Source organism: Providencia vermicola (assembly GCF_020381325.1).
Classification (GTDB): domain Bacteria; phylum Pseudomonadota; class Gammaproteobacteria; order Enterobacterales; family Enterobacteriaceae; genus Providencia; species Providencia vermicola.
This window is the reverse complement of record NZ_JAGSPI010000007.1, coordinates 170,279-188,611: the sequence shown is the minus strand read 5'-3', so window position 1 is coordinate 188,611 and position 18,333 is coordinate 170,279. Positions and strand designations below refer to the sequence as shown.

14 protein-coding genes are annotated in these 18,333 nt (G+C 42.7%); 11 read left to right on the top strand and 3 right to left on the bottom strand.

The window, feature by feature from the left end:
- Window positions 1-24: 24 nt before the first annotated feature.
- Window positions 25-714: a molybdate ABC transporter permease subunit gene (gene modB, locus KDJ85_RS11990; RefSeq protein ID WP_206085323.1), complete on the top strand. Its 690-nt coding sequence runs from the start codon at window positions 25-27 to the stop codon at window positions 712-714.
- 1 nt (window position 715) lies between these two features.
- On the top strand, window positions 716-1,783 hold the full coding sequence (gene modC / locus KDJ85_RS11985; protein WP_225819874.1) for a molybdenum ABC transporter ATP-binding protein ModC: 1,068 nt from the start codon (window positions 716-718) through the stop codon (window positions 1,781-1,783).
- Window positions 1,784-2,207: 424 nt separating this feature from the next.
- On the opposite strand, the gene KDJ85_RS11980 is transcribed toward modC, so the two are convergent.
- Complete coding sequence (locus KDJ85_RS11980) at window positions 2,208-3,026, bottom strand: pyridoxal phosphatase (protein ID WP_225819873.1); 819 nt, start codon at window positions 3,024-3,026, stop codon at window positions 2,208-2,210.
- Between the two features lie 240 nt (window positions 3,027-3,266).
- Here KDJ85_RS11980 and pgl point away from each other — a divergent pair, with 240 nt between their 5' ends.
- On the top strand, window positions 3,267-4,262 hold the full coding sequence (gene pgl / locus KDJ85_RS11975; protein ID WP_225819872.1) for a 6-phosphogluconolactonase: 996 nt from the start codon (window positions 3,267-3,269) through the stop codon (window positions 4,260-4,262).
- A gap of 169 nt (window positions 4,263-4,431) precedes the next feature.
- Here pgl and bioA read toward each other — a convergent pair whose 3' ends face one another.
- Entirely contained in the window at window positions 4,432-5,706 is a 1,275-nt protein-coding gene (bioA, locus tag KDJ85_RS11970) for an adenosylmethionine--8-amino-7-oxononanoate transaminase (protein ID WP_225819951.1), read from the bottom strand.
- Window positions 5,707-5,799: 93 nt separating this feature from the next.
- Between bioA and bioB the strand changes: the two genes are divergently transcribed.
- The 5 genes from bioB to uvrB all read left to right on the top strand — a co-directional run bounded on the left by bioB (window position 5,800) and on the right by uvrB (window position 12,072).
- Window positions 5,800-6,837 (top strand): biotin synthase BioB, encoded by a 1,038-nt coding sequence (gene bioB / locus KDJ85_RS11965; RefSeq protein WP_225819871.1) that lies wholly within the window; start codon window positions 5,800-5,802, stop codon window positions 6,835-6,837.
- Complete coding sequence (bioF, locus tag KDJ85_RS11960; protein ID WP_225819950.1) at window positions 6,837-7,994, top strand: 8-amino-7-oxononanoate synthase; 1,158 nt, start codon at window positions 6,837-6,839, stop codon at window positions 7,992-7,994. Before bioB ends, bioF begins: the two co-directional genes overlap by 1 nt.
- A complete protein-coding gene (gene bioC, locus KDJ85_RS11955; RefSeq protein ID WP_225819870.1) occupies window positions 7,972-8,757 on the top strand; it encodes a malonyl-ACP O-methyltransferase BioC in 786 nt (261 codons plus the stop codon). The genes bioF and bioC overlap by 23 nt, the downstream gene beginning before the upstream one ends.
- A complete protein-coding gene (bioD, locus tag KDJ85_RS11950) occupies window positions 8,750-9,424 on the top strand; it encodes a dethiobiotin synthase (protein WP_225819869.1) in 675 nt (224 codons plus the stop codon). The genes bioC and bioD overlap by 8 nt, the downstream gene beginning before the upstream one ends.
- A 629-nt stretch (window positions 9,425-10,053) precedes the next feature.
- The gene (gene uvrB, locus KDJ85_RS11945) at window positions 10,054-12,072 is read left to right on the top strand and encodes an excinuclease ABC subunit UvrB (protein ID WP_225819868.1); all 2,019 of its coding nucleotides are present in this window, start codon (window positions 10,054-10,056) and stop codon (window positions 12,070-12,072) included.
- A gap of 586 nt (window positions 12,073-12,658) precedes the next feature.
- Here uvrB and KDJ85_RS11940 read toward each other — a convergent pair.
- Window positions 12,659-13,567: a gluconeogenesis factor YvcK family protein gene (locus KDJ85_RS11940; RefSeq protein WP_225819867.1), complete on the bottom strand. Its 909-nt coding sequence runs from the start codon at window positions 13,565-13,567 to the stop codon at window positions 12,659-12,661.
- 304 nt (window positions 13,568-13,871) lie between these two features.
- On the opposite strand from KDJ85_RS11940, the gene KDJ85_RS11935 reads away from it, so the two are divergent.
- The 3 genes from KDJ85_RS11935 (at window position 13,872) to KDJ85_RS11925 (ending at window position 18,093) form a co-directional block, all read left to right on the top strand.
- Window positions 13,872-14,369, top strand: coding sequence for an RNA polymerase sigma factor (locus KDJ85_RS11935; protein WP_225819866.1), 498 nt, complete (start codon window positions 13,872-13,874; stop codon window positions 14,367-14,369).
- A gap of 2 nt (window positions 14,370-14,371) precedes the next feature.
- On the top strand, window positions 14,372-15,301 hold the full coding sequence (locus KDJ85_RS11930) for a FecR family protein (protein WP_225819865.1): 930 nt from the start codon (window positions 14,372-14,374) through the stop codon (window positions 15,299-15,301).
- Window positions 15,302-15,423: 122 nt separating this feature from the next.
- The gene (locus KDJ85_RS11925; RefSeq protein ID WP_225819864.1) at window positions 15,424-18,093 is read left to right on the top strand and encodes a TonB-dependent hemoglobin/transferrin/lactoferrin family receptor; all 2,670 of its coding nucleotides are present in this window, start codon (window positions 15,424-15,426) and stop codon (window positions 18,091-18,093) included.
- Window positions 18,094-18,333: the final 240 nt, after the last annotated feature.

Here is an 18,333-nt window from a genome sequence, read left to right as displayed (position 1 = left end):
GATTAAGAGAGTGTAGTGTTGCAGATGTTAAGTCCTTATGAATGGGAAGCAATTTACCTGAGCCTCAAAGTATCCAGTGTCGCTGTTATCCTCAGCTTACCCCTCGGTATTTTAACGGCTTGGGTATTGGTTCGCTGTAATTTTCCGGGTAAAACACTGCTCGATAGTATTATCCATCTACCACTGGTGCTGCCACCCGTGGTAGTGGGCTATTTATTATTGATCAGCATGGGAAAACGCGGTTTTATTGGTGAATGGCTGTATAACTGGTTTGGTTTTAGCTTCACATTTAGTTGGCGAGGTGCAGCACTTGCATCTGCAGTGGTGGCCTTCCCCTTAATGGTGCGGGCGATTCGCTTGGCCCTAGAAGCGGTAGACCGAAAACTCGAACAGGCCGCGAGAACACTAGGGGCAACGCCTTTACGCGTCTTTTTTACGATCACGATCCCTCTTTCTTTACCGGGTATTATCGTGGGTACGGTGCTGGCTTTCGCTCGTTCTTTGGGGGAGTTTGGTGCCACTATTACCTTCGTATCCAATATACCAGGTGAAACCCAAACTATTCCCCTTGCCATGTATACGCTGATTGAAACGCCTGGCGCGGAAGTTGATGCTGCCCGTTTGTGTATTATTGCTATCGTTTTAGCTTTGATTTCATTATTAATTTCAGAATGGCTAACCCGTTGGGGTAAAAAACGTTTGGGGGTAGCGTAAGATGTTAGAACTCGACTTTTTCCAAAAGTTAGGGGATTTGCAATTAGACGTTAATACCCAGCTACCGACTGAAAGTATTACTGCCGTTTTTGGATTATCGGGGGCAGGTAAGACCTCTTTAATTAACGTGATTGGTGGGCTAACGAAGCCTAACAAAGGGCGTATTGTGTTAAATGGCCGCACGTTAGTGGATATCGAAAAGAAAATTTGTTTGCCTCCAGAGCAGCGTCATATTGGCTATGTGTTCCAAGATGCTCGGTTATTTCCGCATTATCGCGTCAAAAATAATTTGCGTTATGGCATGGCCTCAACAATGAAATCACGTTTTGACGACATTGTTGAGTTATTGGGTATTGAACAACTCCTGAATCGCTATCCGATAACGTTGTCGGGTGGGGAAAAACAGCGTGTTGCTATTGGCCGTGCATTGTTAACGGCACCTGAAATTTTATTGATGGACGAGCCGTTGGCTTCTTTAGACTTACCACGCAAACGCGAGTTATTGCCTTATTTAGAAAAGCTGTCTCAAGACGTTAAAATTCCCATTCTGTATGTAAGCCATAGTTTAGATGAAATCTTGCGCTTGGCGGATAAAGTGATTGTAATGGCAGACGGAAAAGTTAAAGCGTTTGGGCCACTTGAAGAAGTATGGGCGAGCAGTGCGTTGCGTCCTTGGCTACAAAAAGAAACATTAAGTAGTGTCATCAGTGCGACAGTCCACAGCCAGCATCCAGATTACGATATGACAGCAGTAGTTGTCGGTGGTCAAAAGTTATGGATCTCGCGGGTTGATAGCCATCAAGGTGCAGAATTACGTATTCGTGTCGATGCTTCTGATGTTTCATTGGTGCTAGAAAAACCGTCAATCAGCAGTATTCGTAATATCCTTTCTGCAGAAGTGGTTGAATGGATTGAAGATGGCGAGCAAATTGATGTGAAACTGGATTTAGGCGATGAGCACTATTTGTGGGCTCGTATTACGCGCTGGGCTCGTGATGAGCTGTCAATTCGTAAAGGTCGCAAGGTGTATGCGCAGGTTAAGGCTGTGTCGCTGTCGCGTCATTTATAATTACTCGTCGCCCTTGGCGCTGTGGCGTTGTTGGCTTCAATCGCTAATCTTAGTCACATACTTATGTATGCTCCTAAGACTTAGCTCATTTGCCGCCTAGCCACAACACCAATGACTTAGAGTAATGGATATTGTCCTTGGCGCCGTGGCGTTGTTGGCTTCAATCAGCCAATCAAGTCACATGCTTATGTATGCTCCTCAATCCTCGTCATATTTCGCACCACAGCGTTGTTGCTGCACTCAGCTACCCTAGTCACATACTTATGTATGTGACTAGGGTAGCTTCATTTGCCGTCTAGCTGTAGCGCGAACTATTTAGAGGATTAGTGTAAAGTTTTAATAGAAAACAGAAAACAGAAAACAGAAAACAGAAAACAGAAAAAGGAAAGCTGGGCTTTCCTTTCAATTGATAAGTAAAAATGGGTTACAGAACGTATTTACGGATCACTTCAGCGATACCAGGTTCAGTATTTTCGCGAGTGACCAGTTTGGCTTGCTGTTTGATTTCATCGACGGCGTTGCCCATTGCGACGCCGAGGCCTGCAGTAGTAAGCATGCTTAAATCATTGAAATTATCACCAAAAGCGACAACATTTTCCATTGTCATACCTTGGGATTCAACCCACTCTTTTAAACGTTGGCCTTTACTATTCCCTTTACGACCCACATCCACCTGATCCATCCAAGACCATTCACAATCTAAGCCAAAATCATTTTCGATTTCGTTGACGACTTGGTGTAACTGCTCTTTATTTTGTGAACTAACCGCAAATTTCCAAATAGAATCATAGTTATGCATCACATCCGCATAGTCTTCAACAAACTCAATGGTTGGACGTTGTGCGGCGGGTAATGAATCAGCCCAACTTAATGTGCGCGTAATACCTTCAGTTTTTGCGTTATATAACATCGCGTTATCTACATACATTAAATGTTGGATATCGGTTCCGCGTAACTTATCAATCATTTGAGTGACTGAATCGAGGGTCATTGGGTTTGATTTGAGAACTTTTTTCCCGAGATAGTCATAAAGGTAAGTACCGTTACAGCAAATAGCCGGAGTATCCAGGTCAAGGGCTTGGTAAAAAGGGTGAATAGCGACATGGTGACGACCGGTCACGATGATCACTTTAACACCTTGGCGACGGGCTTCTTGTAGGACAGCTAACGATTCAGGCAGGATCTTCTTTTGATGATCAAGCAGTGTTCCATCGAGATCGAGCGCAATAACGCGGTATGACATAAACGGCTCCACGTGATTTTAGAAGTGACCTATAGTCGAACTATAGGAATGAGGTTATTTTATCATCATAGCTGATAATAGTAACGAACTGAACCGTTTTAGTTTAACGATGCCGGTTTAAGGTAATAGCGGCATTGGCGTTAATTACTCACAGTAATTTAAAAAATATAAGGTATAGTGGCCTAATACATTTAGGTTATCGATGCGGCTTAGCATTTTGTCATGAATTAAGGAGTTCAGATGGAACAGGTTGTTTATATTGCGAGTCCCGAAAGTCAGCAAATTCACGTGTGGTCAATGAATGAAGTGGGGGAGTTGACGCTTCTGCAAACTGTGAAAACACCAGGACAGGTACAACCAATGGTGTTAAGCCATGATAAAAAACACCTGTATATTGGTGTGCGCCCAAATTTTCGCGTCGTAACCTATGAGATTGAAACGAAAGGCACGTTACGCTTAAAAGCAGAAACATCAGTCCCCGGTACACCTGTACACTTATCCCTTGATAATACAGGTAAATACTTGTTTGTGCCTTCCTATCATCAACACAATTTATCTGTGTTGTCTATAAATCAAGATGGTGTACCGGGTCAAGTGATCCAAGTGATCCAAGTGATTGAAGGCTTGCGTAATCCTCATTCATCTCATGTCGATGCAGATAATCAGCAACTTTGGGTGCCTTGTTTAGGGGAAGATCATATCCGCTTGTTTGATCTGAGTGAGAATGGGTATTTAAGGGAAGCAACAGCTGACCAAATTACAACAGCGCCAAATTCAGGCCCCCGCCATTTGGCATTCCATCCAACGGAGAAAGTTATTTACTGCGTAAATGAACTGGATTCAACCATTGGTGTTTACCGTAAGTTCACCCGTTATCGCACAATGCAAACATTGGCAAACTTCCCAGCAGGTAATGAAAGCCAACGTTGGGCAGCCGATATTCATGTGACGCCAAATGGTCGCCATTTATATGTCAGTGAGCGTTCAGAAAGCTACATTAGCCACTATATTATTTCTGATGATGGCTGCGAACTTACGTTAGAGGCGCGTTACCCAACCGAGGTACACCCAAGGGGCTTTAATATCGATGCAACAGGGCGTTTTTTAATCTCCAGTGGGCAAAAATCCGACCATATTTCAGTGTCAGAGATTGACCCGATAACCGGAAAATTGACGCAAATAGGCAGGTATCAAGTAGGTAAAGGCCCTATGTGGGTACTGTCTTTCATCCTTTAATCTCCGTCATACTTCGAGCTATAGCGGTGTTGGCTTCACGCGGGTACCCTAGTCACATACTTATGTATGCTCCTAGGGATACCCTTGTTTGCCGCCTTGCTATAACTCAAATTATTTAGGAGATTATCTGTTTAAAAATCTGTTTAAAAAACAAAATATTAAATGTATTTTATTGATTACCTAAGACTTTGGCCATGGTATCGGTGACTTTAGTGAGTTGCTCAGGGGTGATGATATACGGTGGCATAATATAAACTAACTTGCCAAATGGACGTACCCATACGCCATTTTCCACAAACACCTTTTGTAAAGTGGCAGTATTTACAGGCTGTTTCATTTCAATCACGCCAATAGCACCAAGAACTCGTACGTCAGCAACCGCAGGGTGAGATGCTAAAGGCATGAGTTCGGTTTTTAATTGTTGTTCAATATTGGCAATCGTTTGTTGCCAAGGGCTATTCAGCAACAGGGTTAGACTTGCATCGGCGACAGCACAGGCTAGGGGGTTACCCATAAAGGTCGGGCCATGCATAAAACAACCCGCTTCACCGTTGCTAATTGTTTCTGCGACGTGGCGTGTTGTAAGCGTCGCTGAGAGCGTCATATAACCGCCTGTTAATGCTTTACCTAAGCACATAATATCTGGTGATATATTGGCGTGATGACAGGCAAACAGCTTTCCTGTACGCCCAAAACCTGTAGCGATTTCATCTGCAATGAGCAAGATCCCATATTCATCACATAACTGGCGCACACCTTTCAAATACTCAGGGTGATAGATACGCATTCCCCCCGCGCCTTGTACGATCGGTTCTAAGATGATCGCTGCAATTTCACGATGATTTTTAGTTAATTCACGAATTAAAGGCTCAAGATCACTTGGCTCCCATTCATCATGAAAACCACATTGTGGGGCATCCACAAAGATATGCGGTGGCAAATAGCCTTTGTACAGGCCATGCATAGAGTTATCTGGGTCACAGACCGCCATCGCACCAAAGGTATCTCCATGATATCCATGGCGTAATGTTAAAATTCGTTGACGTTTATTGCCTCGAGCTTGCCAATATTGCAGTGCCATTTTCAGTGCGACTTCGACGGCAACAGACCCTGAATCGGCCAAAAATACACACTCTAGTGGAGCAGGTGTCATGGCGACTAACTGCCTGCATAAATTCACTGCGGGTGGGTGGGTTATTCCGCCGAACATCACATGAGACATCTGATTTAATTGGTTTATCGCTGCTTGGTTGAGTTCAGGATGGTTATAGCCATGAATTGCTGACCACCACGAGGCCATCCCGTCAATCAATTTTTTTCCATCTGCCATTTCGAGCTCAACCCCATGTGCTGCAACGATTGGATAGGCTGGGATAGGGTGACTCATTGAGGTGTAAGGGTGCCAAATGTGTTGGCTATCAAAAGCAATATCGTGACTATTCATCATTATCCATCGTAAACTTTTTTAGATCATTTTAGTTGACATGATAACCACAATATTTAAACTGGCAACAATTTTTTCAACTGGAGTGTCTCCATGAATACATTAAAACAGTGGACAATAAAACAAGCTAATGAACTGTTTTCAATGCCTTTTTTTGAGTTGTTATTTCAAGCGCAACAAATACATCGCCAACATTTTGACCCGCAGCAAGTACAAGTCAGTACCTTGCTGTCTATCAAAACAGGCGCGTGCCCCGAAGATTGCAAATATTGTGCACAGAGCGCCCGTTATAAAACAGGTTTAGAAACAGAACGTTTGATGGAAGTTCAGCAAGTGCTTGAATCAGCAAAAAAAGCTAAGCAAGCAGGGTCTACGCGTTTTTGTATGGGAGCCGCATGGCGCAATCCAAAAGAGCGTGATATGCCTTATCTTGAAATGATGGTAAAAGAGGTGAAATCCCTAGGGATGGAAACCTGCATGACCTTAGGCATGATTGATAACTCCCAAGCCCAGCGCCTCGCTGAGGCGGGTTTAGACTATTACAATCATAACCTTGATACATCCCCTGAATATTACGGCAATATTATCACGACGAGAACTTACCAAGACCGTTTGGATACTTTGGGCAATGTTCGAAATGCAGGGATAAAAGTGTGCTCAGGCGGTATTTTAGGCTTAGGTGAAAAAATCAGCGACCGTGCCGCTTTGTTGGTGCAATTAGCCAATTTACCAAAACCACCAGAAAGCGTACCAATTAATATGCTAATGAAAGTGGAAGGCACGCCAATGGCAGACAATGAAGATGTCGATGCCTTTGATTTTATTCGTACTATTGCAGTGGCTCGTATCATGATGCCGACGTCCTATGTACGTTTATCGGCGGGTCGCGAGTATATGAATGAGCAAACTCAAGCGCTCTGCTTTATGGCGGGGGCAAACTCAGTTTTCTATGGTTGTAAGTTACTCACCACTCCTAACCCAGATGAAAACAAAGACTTAGCGCTGTTTAGAAAACTGGATATTAACCCAGAGCGCATTGATACGGATGAAGGGGATAACCAGCAAGCTGCGAAATTGGCAGAAACATTGTTAACCGCTGATAACGCACAGTTTTATAATGCAGCAGTATGATGAGCTGGCAAACTTTCCTACAAGACCAGATCGAACAGCGCAAACGTGCGTCGATCTGGCGTCAACGCCAATGTATTGAAAGATCTGATGGTAGAGAGCTCTACCAAAATGGCGAAAAATACCTAAATTTTTCGTCTAATGACTATTTAGGGTTATCTCATCACCCTGAGATTATTGCTGCATGGCAACGTGGTGCAGATATCTATGGGATTGGGAGTGGCGGTTCAGGGCATATTACGGGGTACACTCAAGCTCATGCTGCACTTGAAAGTGAACTGGCACAGTGGCTGGGGTACTCAAAAGCACTGTTGTTTATTTCGGGGTTTGCAGCAAACCAGGCGGTGATCACTGCGCTAATGACAGCAAATGACCGCATATTAGCCGATAAACTCAGCCATGCATCTATTATAGAAGCCTCAATGCATTCAGGGGCTAAATTAAGACGATTTTACCATAACAATACATCCTCTCTTGAAAATTTAATTAATAAGCCTGCTTCAGGGAAAACCCTCGTGATCAGCGAGGGGGTTTTTAGTATGGATGGGGATAGTGCCCCACTGGCGACCTTGCAAGATATCACAAGAAAACACGATGCATGGTTTATGGTTGACGATGCCCATGGTATTGGCGTTTGTGGTGAACAAGGGCGCGGAAGTTGTTCGGCTTATGGCATTAAACCTGAAATTTTGGTGGTGACATTTGGTAAAGCGTTTGGTTTAAGTGGAGCTGCCGTGCTTTGTGATGATCAAACTGCGGATTTCTTGGTTCAATCAGCACGCCATTTAATTTACAGCACGTCGATGCCACCCGCGCAGGCGGTTGCATTATTAGAAGCGGTTAAACAGATTAAATTGGCAGATAAACTGCGTGAAACTCTTCAGCAGAATATTGAATACTTAAGGAAAAATGCCAACTTTGAACAAATGGAATTAGCTGACTCAACCACAGCCATCCAACCTTTAATCATTGGTGATAATGAGACATGTCAACGTGCAGCAGCATTTTTACGCCAAAAAGGAATTTGGGTTCAAGGGATCCGCCCACCAACCGTTCCACCAGGCAGTGCAAGGTTGAGGATCACGTTGAGTGCAGCACATCAACAAAACGATCTTGATAAGTTATTGGAGGCTTTAGATGACTTCGATCATTTGTCATGACAAACAAAAAATTGCGGCGGCATTTGGCCGAGCCGCGACAAGATACGATGCTATCGCTAGCTATCAGCAGACAGCAGGAGAGCAACTGCTCAAAAAATTGAAATCGACCCTCGTTGCAGCGCAGGTTAACAGGCCTTTACGGGTATTAGATGCGGGTTGTGGTACGGGTTTTTTTAGTCAAAAGCTGAAACATCAAGGCCATACAGTCACTGCATTGGACTTATCTTCAGGCATGTTAGATGTCGCCAAAAGTAAGAATGCAGCAGATGAATATTTGTGTGCTGATATAGAGTCTATCCCGACTCATTCAGCGCAGTTTGATGTGGTTTTTTCCAATTTATCCATTCAATGGTGTGAAAACTTACATGGTGCATTGAGTGAGCTATACAGAGTGACAAAGCGTGGTGGCGTGATTGTTTTTACGACGCTCGCAGAGCATTCGCTTAATGAATTATCCAAAGCTTGGCAATTGCTTGATGAATATTCTCATGTGAACACTTTTTTGAGTCAACAAGCTATCACCTTGAGTTGTCAAACATGGCGCCATGATCTGTCTTTTCAAAAAGATACATTGTATTTCCCTGATTTAATTAGTCTATTGAATTCACTTAAAGGAATTGGAGCTACCTATTTGACCGAGGGGCGTCAAACAGGGCTAATGACTCGTAAGCGCCTTCAGCAGTTAGCTTTAGCTTATCCGATGGCTTATCAAGGGCTACCGTTAACTTATCAAACCGTATTTGGAGTCATCTATCGTGACTAAAACTTATTTTGTAACAGGAACGGACACCGAGGTTGGAAAAACCGTGGCAAGTTGCGCTTTATTGCAAGCCGCTAATGCGCAAAGGTTTAACACTGTCGGTTATAAACCTGTTGCCTCAGGGAGTGAACAAACACCAGAAGGGCTGCGCAATAACGATGCTTTATTACTGCAAGCGAATAGCCGAGTGAAATTGCCATATTCATCAGTAAATCCCATTGTTTTTGAAGCCCCGACTTCACCGCATATCATCAGTGAAAAAGAGGGAGAGCCTATTGATTTTTCGGTTATTAATCAAGGGTTGTTAGAGGTTCAGGAGAAAGGGGACTGGGTGTTGGTTGAAGGGGCTGGCGGGTGGTATACCCCATTAACCACCGAAAAAACCTATGCGGATTGGGTCATTGAACAGCAACTTCCCGTTATTTTAGTGGTGGGCGTGAAATTGGGTTGCATTAATCACGCATTATTAACGTTAGAGGCGATTAATACCGCTGGGTTATCCGTTGTCGGCTGGATTGCCAATGAAATTGAACCCGCAGGTGTTTATCAAGCTGAATATCTTGCAACACTCAAACGTATGATTAACTCACCTTGTTTAGGGATCTTACCTTATCAGCCCCAACTTAATGAATCCTCGTTAGGTCAATATTTGGATCTTACGTTATTGTGAAATAAATAAAGGGCTTAACATTGTTATTTTAGGCCCATTTTCCCCTCTAAAAAATGATCAATTGTTAAATGCTTTGTTGATCTTGTTTAACGTTCTTAACCTATTTTTTGTCAAGTTTTACCGTAGAAATAGTCTGATGATCGAACTAAAACAGATAAAATCTCTTTTTTTAAACGGATACTACGTAAAAATTTTTTCATATAACTGCCATCATTTTGTCATTTATTCAATGTTTAACAAATTTTACTCATGACGAGAAAGCATGAGCCCTAAGGGCTTCAAGAGTTATCCACCATTTCTGTGGATAACCTTGTGTATTAACATTATAAAACAACTTCTATGCTAGGCGGCAAGCGGCTTTGCCTTTATTTGATGTGATTCTGGACTTTGATATAATTTTATTTAAATACAATAGGTTAAATAAAATCAAGACTTCAATGTATATTTGCGATAGGGCAATAAAAACCAATAGCATAAAATATAACGTTTTCCAAAGGTCAAGCATTATTTTGGGGATAACATTTTTATAAACTCATTGGAACTCAGATAAACAAAATATTAAATTCAGGACTTGAAGCTGTTTTTTTATCCAGTATTATAGCAAAAGAGACACGTTATGAGGCGGTAATATGAGTAAGGATTTTAAGCTGTATTCTGATTTTCAGCCAGCGGGGGACCAACCTGAAGCAATTCGTCAATTACGCGAAGGGCTGCAAGATGGCTTAGCACATCAAACCTTATTAGGGGTTACGGGGTCAGGGAAAACATTTACGATAGCCAATGTTATCGCAAAAGAAAATCGCCCAACCATGTTGATGGCTCATAATAAAACCTTGGCGGCGCAGCTTTACAGTGAAATGAAAGCATTCTTCCCTGATAACGCAGTAGAGTACTTTGTTTCTTACTATGATTATTACCAGCCTGAAGCCTATGTGCCTAGCTCTGACACATTTATCGAAAAAGATGCCTCTGTAAACGAACACATAGAGCAAATGCGTTTATCAGCCACTAAGGCTTTACTTGAACGCCGTGATGTCATTGTAGTGGCTTCTGTCTCCGCAATATACGGGTTAGGCGATCCAGATAGCTACTTAAAAATGATGCTGCACCTCACCGATGGCATGATCATTGACCAACGCTCTATTTTAAGGCGCTTAGCTGACCTACAATATAGCCGTAACGACCAAGCTTTTACCCGTGGTACTTTTCGCGTTCGCGGGGAAGTGATTGATATTTTCCCTGCGGAATCTGACGAATACGCGTTACGTGTCGAGCTGTTTGATGATGAAGTTGAACGTCTATCTCTCTTTGACCCATTGACGGGGCAAATCCAACACCGTGTGCCTCGCTTTACGGTTTACCCAAAAACACATTACGTCACACCAAGGGAACGTATTTTGGAAGCGATGGAGCATATCAAAGAAGAGCTGGTGGATAGGCGAAAAGTGTTGTTAGAAAACCACAAGCTGGTGGAAGAGCAGCGTATTACTCAGCGCACTCAGTTTGATTTAGAAATGATGAATGAACTGGGTTACTGCTCAGGGATTGAAAACTATTCACGTTATTTATCGGGTCGTGCTCCAGGTGAGCCACCTCCGACATTGTTTGATTATTTACCAGCGGATGGCCTACTGGTGGTGGATGAATCTCACGTGACCATTCCTCAAATTGGGGCGATGTACAAAGGTGACCGTTCCCGTAAAGAGACCTTAGTTGAATATGGTTTCCGTTTGCCTTCGGCATTGGATAACCGACCAATGCGTTTTGAAGAGTTTGAAGCTTTAGCTCCGCAATCTATTTACGTATCTGCAACTCCTGGTAAATATGAGCTGGAAAAATCGGGCAATGAAGTTATTGAGCAAGTGGTTAGGCCGACAGGCTTACTGGATCCGATTATTGAAGTGCGCCCTGTGACCACGCAAGTAGATGATTTATTATCTGAAATCCGTATTCGTGTGCAGAAAAATGAGCGTGTATTAGTCACCACGTTGACCAAACGAATGGCGGAAGATTTAACAGAATATCTGGAAGAACATGGGGAGCGTGTTCGCTACCTTCACTCAGACATTGATACGGTTGAACGGGTAGAAATTATTCGTGACTTACGATTGGGTGAGTTTGATGTACTTGTTGGGATCAACTTGTTAAGGGAAGGCCTCGATATGCCAGAGGTTTCTTTAGTGGCTATTTTAGATGCAGACAAAGAAGGTTTTCTGCGTTCAGAGCGCTCCTTGATCCAGACAATTGGCCGTGCAGCACGTAACTTAAATGGTAAGGCAATCCTTTACGGCGACCGAATCACCAATTCGATGGAAAAAGCGATAGCAGAAACCGAACGCCGCCGTGCAAAACAAATGGCCTTCAATGAAGAACATGGCATCGTACCGCAAGGGTTAAACAAGAAAATTGGCGATATCCTGCAAATAGGTCACAAAGTTGGCGGGAAAGGCAAAGGGCGCTCAAAAGATAATGCCAAGAACGAGACGTCAATTGATATACAAGGTATGTCGACGAAAGAGTTGGAGCAACGTATTTCACAACTTGAGGCACAAATGTATAAGCACGCACAGGACTTGGAGTTTGAAGCGGCAGCGCGTGTGCGTGATGAGTTGCAAGAGATACGGTCTCAGTTTATCGCTAATTCCTAATCTTCGTCATCCTCGTCATATTTCGCGCTGTAGCGTTGTTGGCTGCATTCGTCTATCCAAGTCACATACTTGTGTATGCTCCTTGGAATAGACTCTTTTGCCGCCTAGCCACAACGCGAACTATTTAGAGGATAACTTTTCATTTTATTTCATTGTGTTGGGGAGTAGGGGCAATCACTCGAGTCACATACTTGTGTGTGCTCCCCGAGATGCTTTCACTTGCCGCCTACCCACAACGCAAATTATTTTGAAGATAAATTTTTATTTCATTGTGTTGGGGAGTAGGGGCAATCACTCAGGTCACACACTTGTGTATGCTCCCCGAGATGCTTTCACTTGCCGCCTACCCATAACGCAAATTATTTTGAAGATAAGTTTTTATTTCATTGTGTTGGGAGTAGGGGCAATCACTCGGGTCACAAACTTATGTATGCTCCCCGAGATGCTTTCACTTGCCGCCTACCCACAACGTAAATTATTTTGAAAATCAATAGGATTGGTATAGAAATATCTTTAAAATAGAGAAAAAAAATTGGCTTGAGTAGCATTCCACTTCTGGGAGACAAAGGTGGAATAAATAAGGAAATTACAACAGCGGGATAGTTTCTTCGATGGCTTGTAGGAGCAGCTTTCTATCGTGGCGATAAGGGATATCATCCGCTTCGAGGACGCGCTGGATAATCTTACGGTCACTGCTAATATCACTGATTTGTGTGCGTGGGCCAAGGATCAATGCATCAATCTTTTTGCAGCCAATATAGTTTTCCATCATCTGCAATTTTTCAGGTAAAGCCAGATTAGCGGCTGAGGAGCCCACTTCCTTACCTAAATTACCAATATAAATCATTGGGGATTTGCATTCACGCAAGGCGGTGGCAATCTCGTCCAAGAGTAATAATGGCATTAAACTGGTGAAGAAACTACCAGGACCAATGATAATCAAATCCGCTTGGTGAATCGCGTCTAACGCTTCACGTGTGGCCTTAACGCGAGGGTATAAGCGTAACTCTTTCGGAATTTCGCGCAGGGCATCCACATTGACCTCGCCATAGACCTCATTACCCATCTCATCAATCGCCATTAAATCAACAGGGGATTCTGACATTGGAATGAGTTGCGCATCCACTTTGAGCATATTGCGAATTAAATTAATGGCCTCGAGTGGCCTAACACTCAGGTGATCTAATGATTTCAGCATTAGGTTACCTAAGTTGTGGCCAGAGAGTTCTCCATTACCGCCGAAACGGTATTCAAACATTGCTGAAGCAATCGATGGTTCAGTGATTAACTGATTCAAACAGTTCCGCATATCGCCCCAAGCAATCCCGCCTTCGGAACGACGAATTCGACCTGTAGACCCGCCATTATCTGTGGTGGTCACAATTCCAGTTAGGCGGGGGCCTAAAGAGGAAAGGGAAGACATTACGCGACCTAGCCCATGCCCGCCGCCAAGGGCAACAACATGTTTCAGGCTCGCCAGACTACTATTTGGCATAGTGTTCCTATATCAATCAGTCAATATTCGGCAAATAAACAGTTACTATTTAGGTTTTTTTATCTGTGGTTTTGCAGTGTTTACAGAGCCGAACGTATTAAAAATGAAATCTAAAATAAATTGGGCGTTAATCTACCATAAAACATCATTGTTCGCTGAGTTACTGTGATAAAAAACAATAAAAGGCAATATTCCGGATTTACCTTAACCTCTTAGCAAAAAAACACTGGAATGTTTCCATTTTGAACATTTACCTATATAGTGTAAATAATTCTCATTTTCATTATTTGTGTTATGGCTCAATATGTCTGATTCTGAGTTGCAACGCTTGTTTGCACGCCATTCTTCCTCATTATGTCGCTACCTCAATATGTACCTTAAAGACCATAATTTGAGTATGGATATTGTGCAGGAAAGTTTTGTGCGGATGGCTGAACTGATGAAGCACTCGACGATTCAAGATTTTGACGCTTATCTTTATCGGGTTGCGAAAAACCTGATGATTGACCACTTTAGGGAACAAAAAGCACGCCCTTCAATGGTTATCAGTGATGAACAATGGCAAGAAATACCTGCACAAGTAAAAAGCCTTGAAGCAACAGCAATTAGGGAGCAGCAACTGAGCCAGATACAAGCCATTATTCAAACATTGCCCGAGAGAACACAGGCTATTTTTCGTTTGCACCGAGAAGAGGGATTGACTCAAACCGAAGTGGCTCAATTGTTGAATATTTCGCTCAGCACTGTTGAAAAGCATTTAGCCAATGCATTGGCTGTTCTGATTCATCAATGGAAGGATTAATCATGAAATCAACAACATCTCCATCTGAAATCGAAAACACCGCGGCGATGTGGGTCGTCAAAACGACTCAAAGAGAGTTGAATGAACAAGAAAATAGTGAGTTTCAGCATTGGGTGAATGCATCGAAAGAGCATGCCAATGCCTATTATCGTGCAAGGCAAATTTGGGCGTTAACTTCCTATAATCAACAGCCTAGAAAAATAGAGAAACCGATTAAAGCGGCAAAAAGTTTTGTGAAAGTTTCCGTCGCAGCCAGTATTTTAGTGTGTGGTTTGGTGACTTTGCTTTGGTGGAGTGAAAATCAAGAACAGATTGATTACCAAGCCAGAATTGGAGAAGTTCAACACATCACATTGCCCGATGGTAGCCAAGTCGACCTCGATAGTGGAGCGCAATTACAGCTAGCTTTTGACGGGCAATATCGACAAGTCAATTTGCTCCAAGGACGCGCCTATTTCTCTGTTGCACCTATCGCTGGTAGTGAATTGCGTCCTTTTCAAGTTAAGGCGAAAAATGGTGTAACTCAAGCGCTGGGAACTGAGTTTGTCATTGATAATGAAGGGGATAATGTTGGTGTGAGTGTCTATCAGCACAGCGTTAAAATATCGTTATTGTCAGGACAAGAATTGACGGTGAAAGCAGGCAGCTTTACGCAATACCAGCAGCAAATTTTACCCACAATACCACTTGCCAACCAGACGCCAGAAGGGTGGCGTGAAGGCCAGATTATTTTTCAACAGCAAACGCTTTCTGAGATTACCGCTGAAATTAATCGTTACTATAAAAAGCGAATTATTATTTTAGCCAGCGACAATAAGGAGAAACTAAGCGGCGTATTGCAAATTAACACACTAGAAAGTGGGCTTAAGCACCTTGTGTCATCAAGAGGGCTGATGGTTTATGAAGTGCCATTCTTCACATTAATTTACTGATCGATAATGAAATTATTATTTTTCACAAATATTTAAATTATTTTTTACGGGTTTCCTTCATTTCCACGTCTTAATCTAAGTGATTATGATTTTTATTACCATTATCATTTTAGGGATGGGAAATGACTCAAAAAAAGCACCAATATAAAAAAGCCACACTCTGTGTTTACCTTGTATTAGGGGCACTACCTGCATATTCATTATTTAATATTGCTCATGCCAATCAACCAATAACTGAAGCCCAACAGAAAATTTCATTTTCGATTGGAGCAGGAGCGCTTGAGAACGCATTGTTGCAATTTGCCCAACAGGCAAAAGTTGAAATCATTATTAATAGCCAAGAAATGAATGGCTTAAAAAGCCAAGGCATCAAAGGGCAGTTAACCTTGCAAGAAGGATTGCAGCAGCTTGTTGGCACAAATCCAGTTCAGGTCCAAATACACAATAATCGTATTTCTATTCATCGGGTAAATAGCTCCCCCACAAGTGAAAACGTCATTAAGTTAGATAATATTACGGTGACAGCAAGCCAAATACAGCAAGGAGATTGGGTCTACAGTAGTCCTTCATCGGTGAGTGTGATCAGTAAAAAACAAATTGAAGACAGGCCACCGAAGCATATTGCTGACGTACTGGAGCTCACCACAGGCGTGTATTCCAGTGTCAGCCAGCAAGACCCGTCTCTATCAGTGAATATTCGTGGGATCCAAGATTATGGGCGCGTGAACATGAATATTGATGGAATGCGGCAAAACTTCCAAAAAAGCGGCCATGGGCAGCGTAACGGCTCAATGTATATTGATTCTGAGTTGCTTTCTGGCGTTGAAATTCAAAAAGGAAATAGTGGTGGCATGGGGAGTGGGGGAACACTTGGCGGAGTTGCCACATTTAATACGGTAAATGCGTCTGATTTTTTATCGAAAGATAAGTCATTTGGTGGAAAATTACATGCCAGCACAGGGACAAACAATACTCATTTTATCGGCAGTAGCGCATTTGCCTTGGGAAATGAAAAGGGTGATTTACTGTTTGCCGCCAGTGAACGCCGCTTAGGTGACTATAAACCAGGGACGCACGGGAGTATTGGCGATATTCGCATCAACAATGATGCAGGGCATTATGACGAATTAGTGCGTGGTTTAAAACATACCCGAATTAACGATAGCAATTACCAAATGACCTCATATTTGGCGAAAGCAGGTTGGAATCTCAGTGAGTCACAACGCTTACAATTCAATTACTTAGAAACAAAAGTGGCGACACCGAATGCAGGTACATTAACTAATTTGACGCAAACGTGGCCATATAAACTTGGATGGAAAAGCAGTGGGTTTAGTGATGTGACAACCCAAAACTATTCCCTTGATTATACGCAGTTTAGTGGCAGTCCATGGAGTACAGAATTTAAAGGGAAAGTGTATTTTGTTGATACGAAAGATGACACTGAAACTTATTCAACGAGCCAAATTTTTAATAATGGCTACCAGATGGATACTCGGGTTAAAACATTCGGGGTGCAACTCGAAAATCATTCAGAGATCGAATTTAATCATAATAATTTATTAAAAGCGCATTATGGTTTTGAAACTTTCCAAGATAAAGCCAGTAGTAGCTCAACACGAGAAGCCGCATCGGGCGTAACACCAGATGGAAAACGTACGTTGAGCTCATTGTTTACTAATTTAACTTACGAATATGATGATTGGTTAACATTGGAAGGGGGAATGCGTTACGACTACTATACCCTCAAAGGGCAAACCAGCATGCGTTATGCCATCTTCCCTTATACAAAGGAAAACCCATGCACAGGTAGACGGTTACGTGATTGCCCAAGTACGCTGTATACAGAACATTGGAATGTTGATAAATCAGAAGGGGCGTTTTCACCTAACGCTCGTTTGGCTATCCGTCCAGGTGTCGAGTGGATGGAGTTCTTTACCAGTTATGGCCGTTCTTGGCGTCCACCTGCGATTACCGAAACACTCACGACAGGCAGTGCTCACAGTTCTTCAACACAGTTTCCTAACCCATTTTTAAAAGCGGAACGCTCAAATGCGTGGGAAATCGGGGTGAATCTGAATTACCCCCAATTGATGCTTGAAGAGGATCGATTATTGGCTAAAGTGGCTTATTTTGACACACGAGTTGATAACTATATCAACCTTGCTATTAACCGAACTAAGCCAGGGTTAGTTAACCCAAGTATAGGGAATGCAGCGTATAGTAATAACTTGAATACGACACGTTTTAGAGGGTTTGAATACCAACTCAACTATGATGCAGGGTTTGTTTATGCAGATTTAACGTTCACCCATATGATTGGCAAAAATAAATTCTGTGCTAACCGTGCGTGGTTAGGTGGCGTCTTGAAATTCCCAGAAGGTATTGGCCCCGGTAATTGGTATGCAGAGCCCGATGAGCAAGCGAACAATTATGTTAACTGTGATAGCGGTTCCATCTTTGGTAGCGCAGCAAACTTACCCGGTGACAGAGGGGCATTCACACTCGGCGGACGTGCCTTTGATAGAAAATTAGATGGCGGAATGGTTATCCGTTTCACCCCTGGCTTCCAAGACTACTCGGCACAATCAAACTACCCATATTTAGCGGACTGGCCGAAATATACCCTCGTCGATTTATACGCAAGTTATTCAATTACGGATAATTTAATTATTCGCGGTAACGTGGAGAACTTAACCAATCGGGCCTATGTGGTGAGCTACGGGGAGAGCTTAGCGAATACATTAGGTCGTGGAAGGACGATATCTGGCGGGGTTGAGTTCCGTTTCTAAATACGTCTAATCACTTGGGAAATATGCTTTCATTTTTGATTGGGATAATGCTTAGCTAAGTATTGAGTGAAAAATACGAAGCGATTGGTATCGATATTTATAACGGAAACAATAAGATGGGGAGCTTGCTCCCCATTTTAGATCTACATCAAGAAATGTTTAATTAAATAATAAGAGATGTTAATCATTTAAAGTGAAATTGTATCTTTGACTAGGCTATTTTTAAGAAAATTGTCTATG

Excerpts from the sequence above, each read along its gene's own strand:
- bioB (WP_225819871.1), top strand. The coding sequence starts at position 5,800 with ATGAATACATTAAAACAGTGGACAATAAAACAAGCTAATGAACTGTTT.
- KDJ85_RS11925 (WP_225819864.1), top strand. The coding sequence starts at position 15,424 with ATGACTCAAAAAAAGCACCAATATAAAAAAGCCACACTCTGTGTTTAC.
- bioC (WP_225819870.1), top strand. The coding sequence starts at position 7,972 with ATGACTTCGATCATTTGTCATGACAAACAAAAAATTGCGGCGGCATTT.
- bioA (WP_225819951.1), bottom strand. The coding sequence starts at position 5,706 with ATGAATAGTCACGATATTGCTTTTGATAGCCAACACATTTGGCACCCT.
- KDJ85_RS11930 (WP_225819865.1), top strand. The coding sequence starts at position 14,372 with ATGAAATCAACAACATCTCCATCTGAAATCGAAAACACCGCGGCGATG.
- KDJ85_RS11935 (WP_225819866.1), top strand. The coding sequence starts at position 13,872 with ATGTCTGATTCTGAGTTGCAACGCTTGTTTGCACGCCATTCTTCCTCA.
- modB (WP_206085323.1), top strand. The coding sequence starts at position 25 with ATGTTAAGTCCTTATGAATGGGAAGCAATTTACCTGAGCCTCAAAGTA.
- pgl (WP_225819872.1), top strand. The coding sequence starts at position 3,267 with ATGGAACAGGTTGTTTATATTGCGAGTCCCGAAAGTCAGCAAATTCAC.
- KDJ85_RS11980 (WP_225819873.1), bottom strand. The coding sequence starts at position 3,026 with ATGTCATACCGCGTTATTGCGCTCGATCTCGATGGAACACTGCTTGAT.
- uvrB (WP_225819868.1), top strand. The coding sequence starts at position 10,054 with ATGAGTAAGGATTTTAAGCTGTATTCTGATTTTCAGCCAGCGGGGGAC.
- KDJ85_RS11940 (WP_225819867.1), bottom strand. The coding sequence starts at position 13,567 with ATGCCAAATAGTAGTCTGGCGAGCCTGAAACATGTTGTTGCCCTTGGC.
- modC (WP_225819874.1), top strand. The coding sequence starts at position 716 with ATGTTAGAACTCGACTTTTTCCAAAAGTTAGGGGATTTGCAATTAGAC.
- bioF (WP_225819950.1), top strand. The coding sequence starts at position 6,837 with ATGAGCTGGCAAACTTTCCTACAAGACCAGATCGAACAGCGCAAACGT.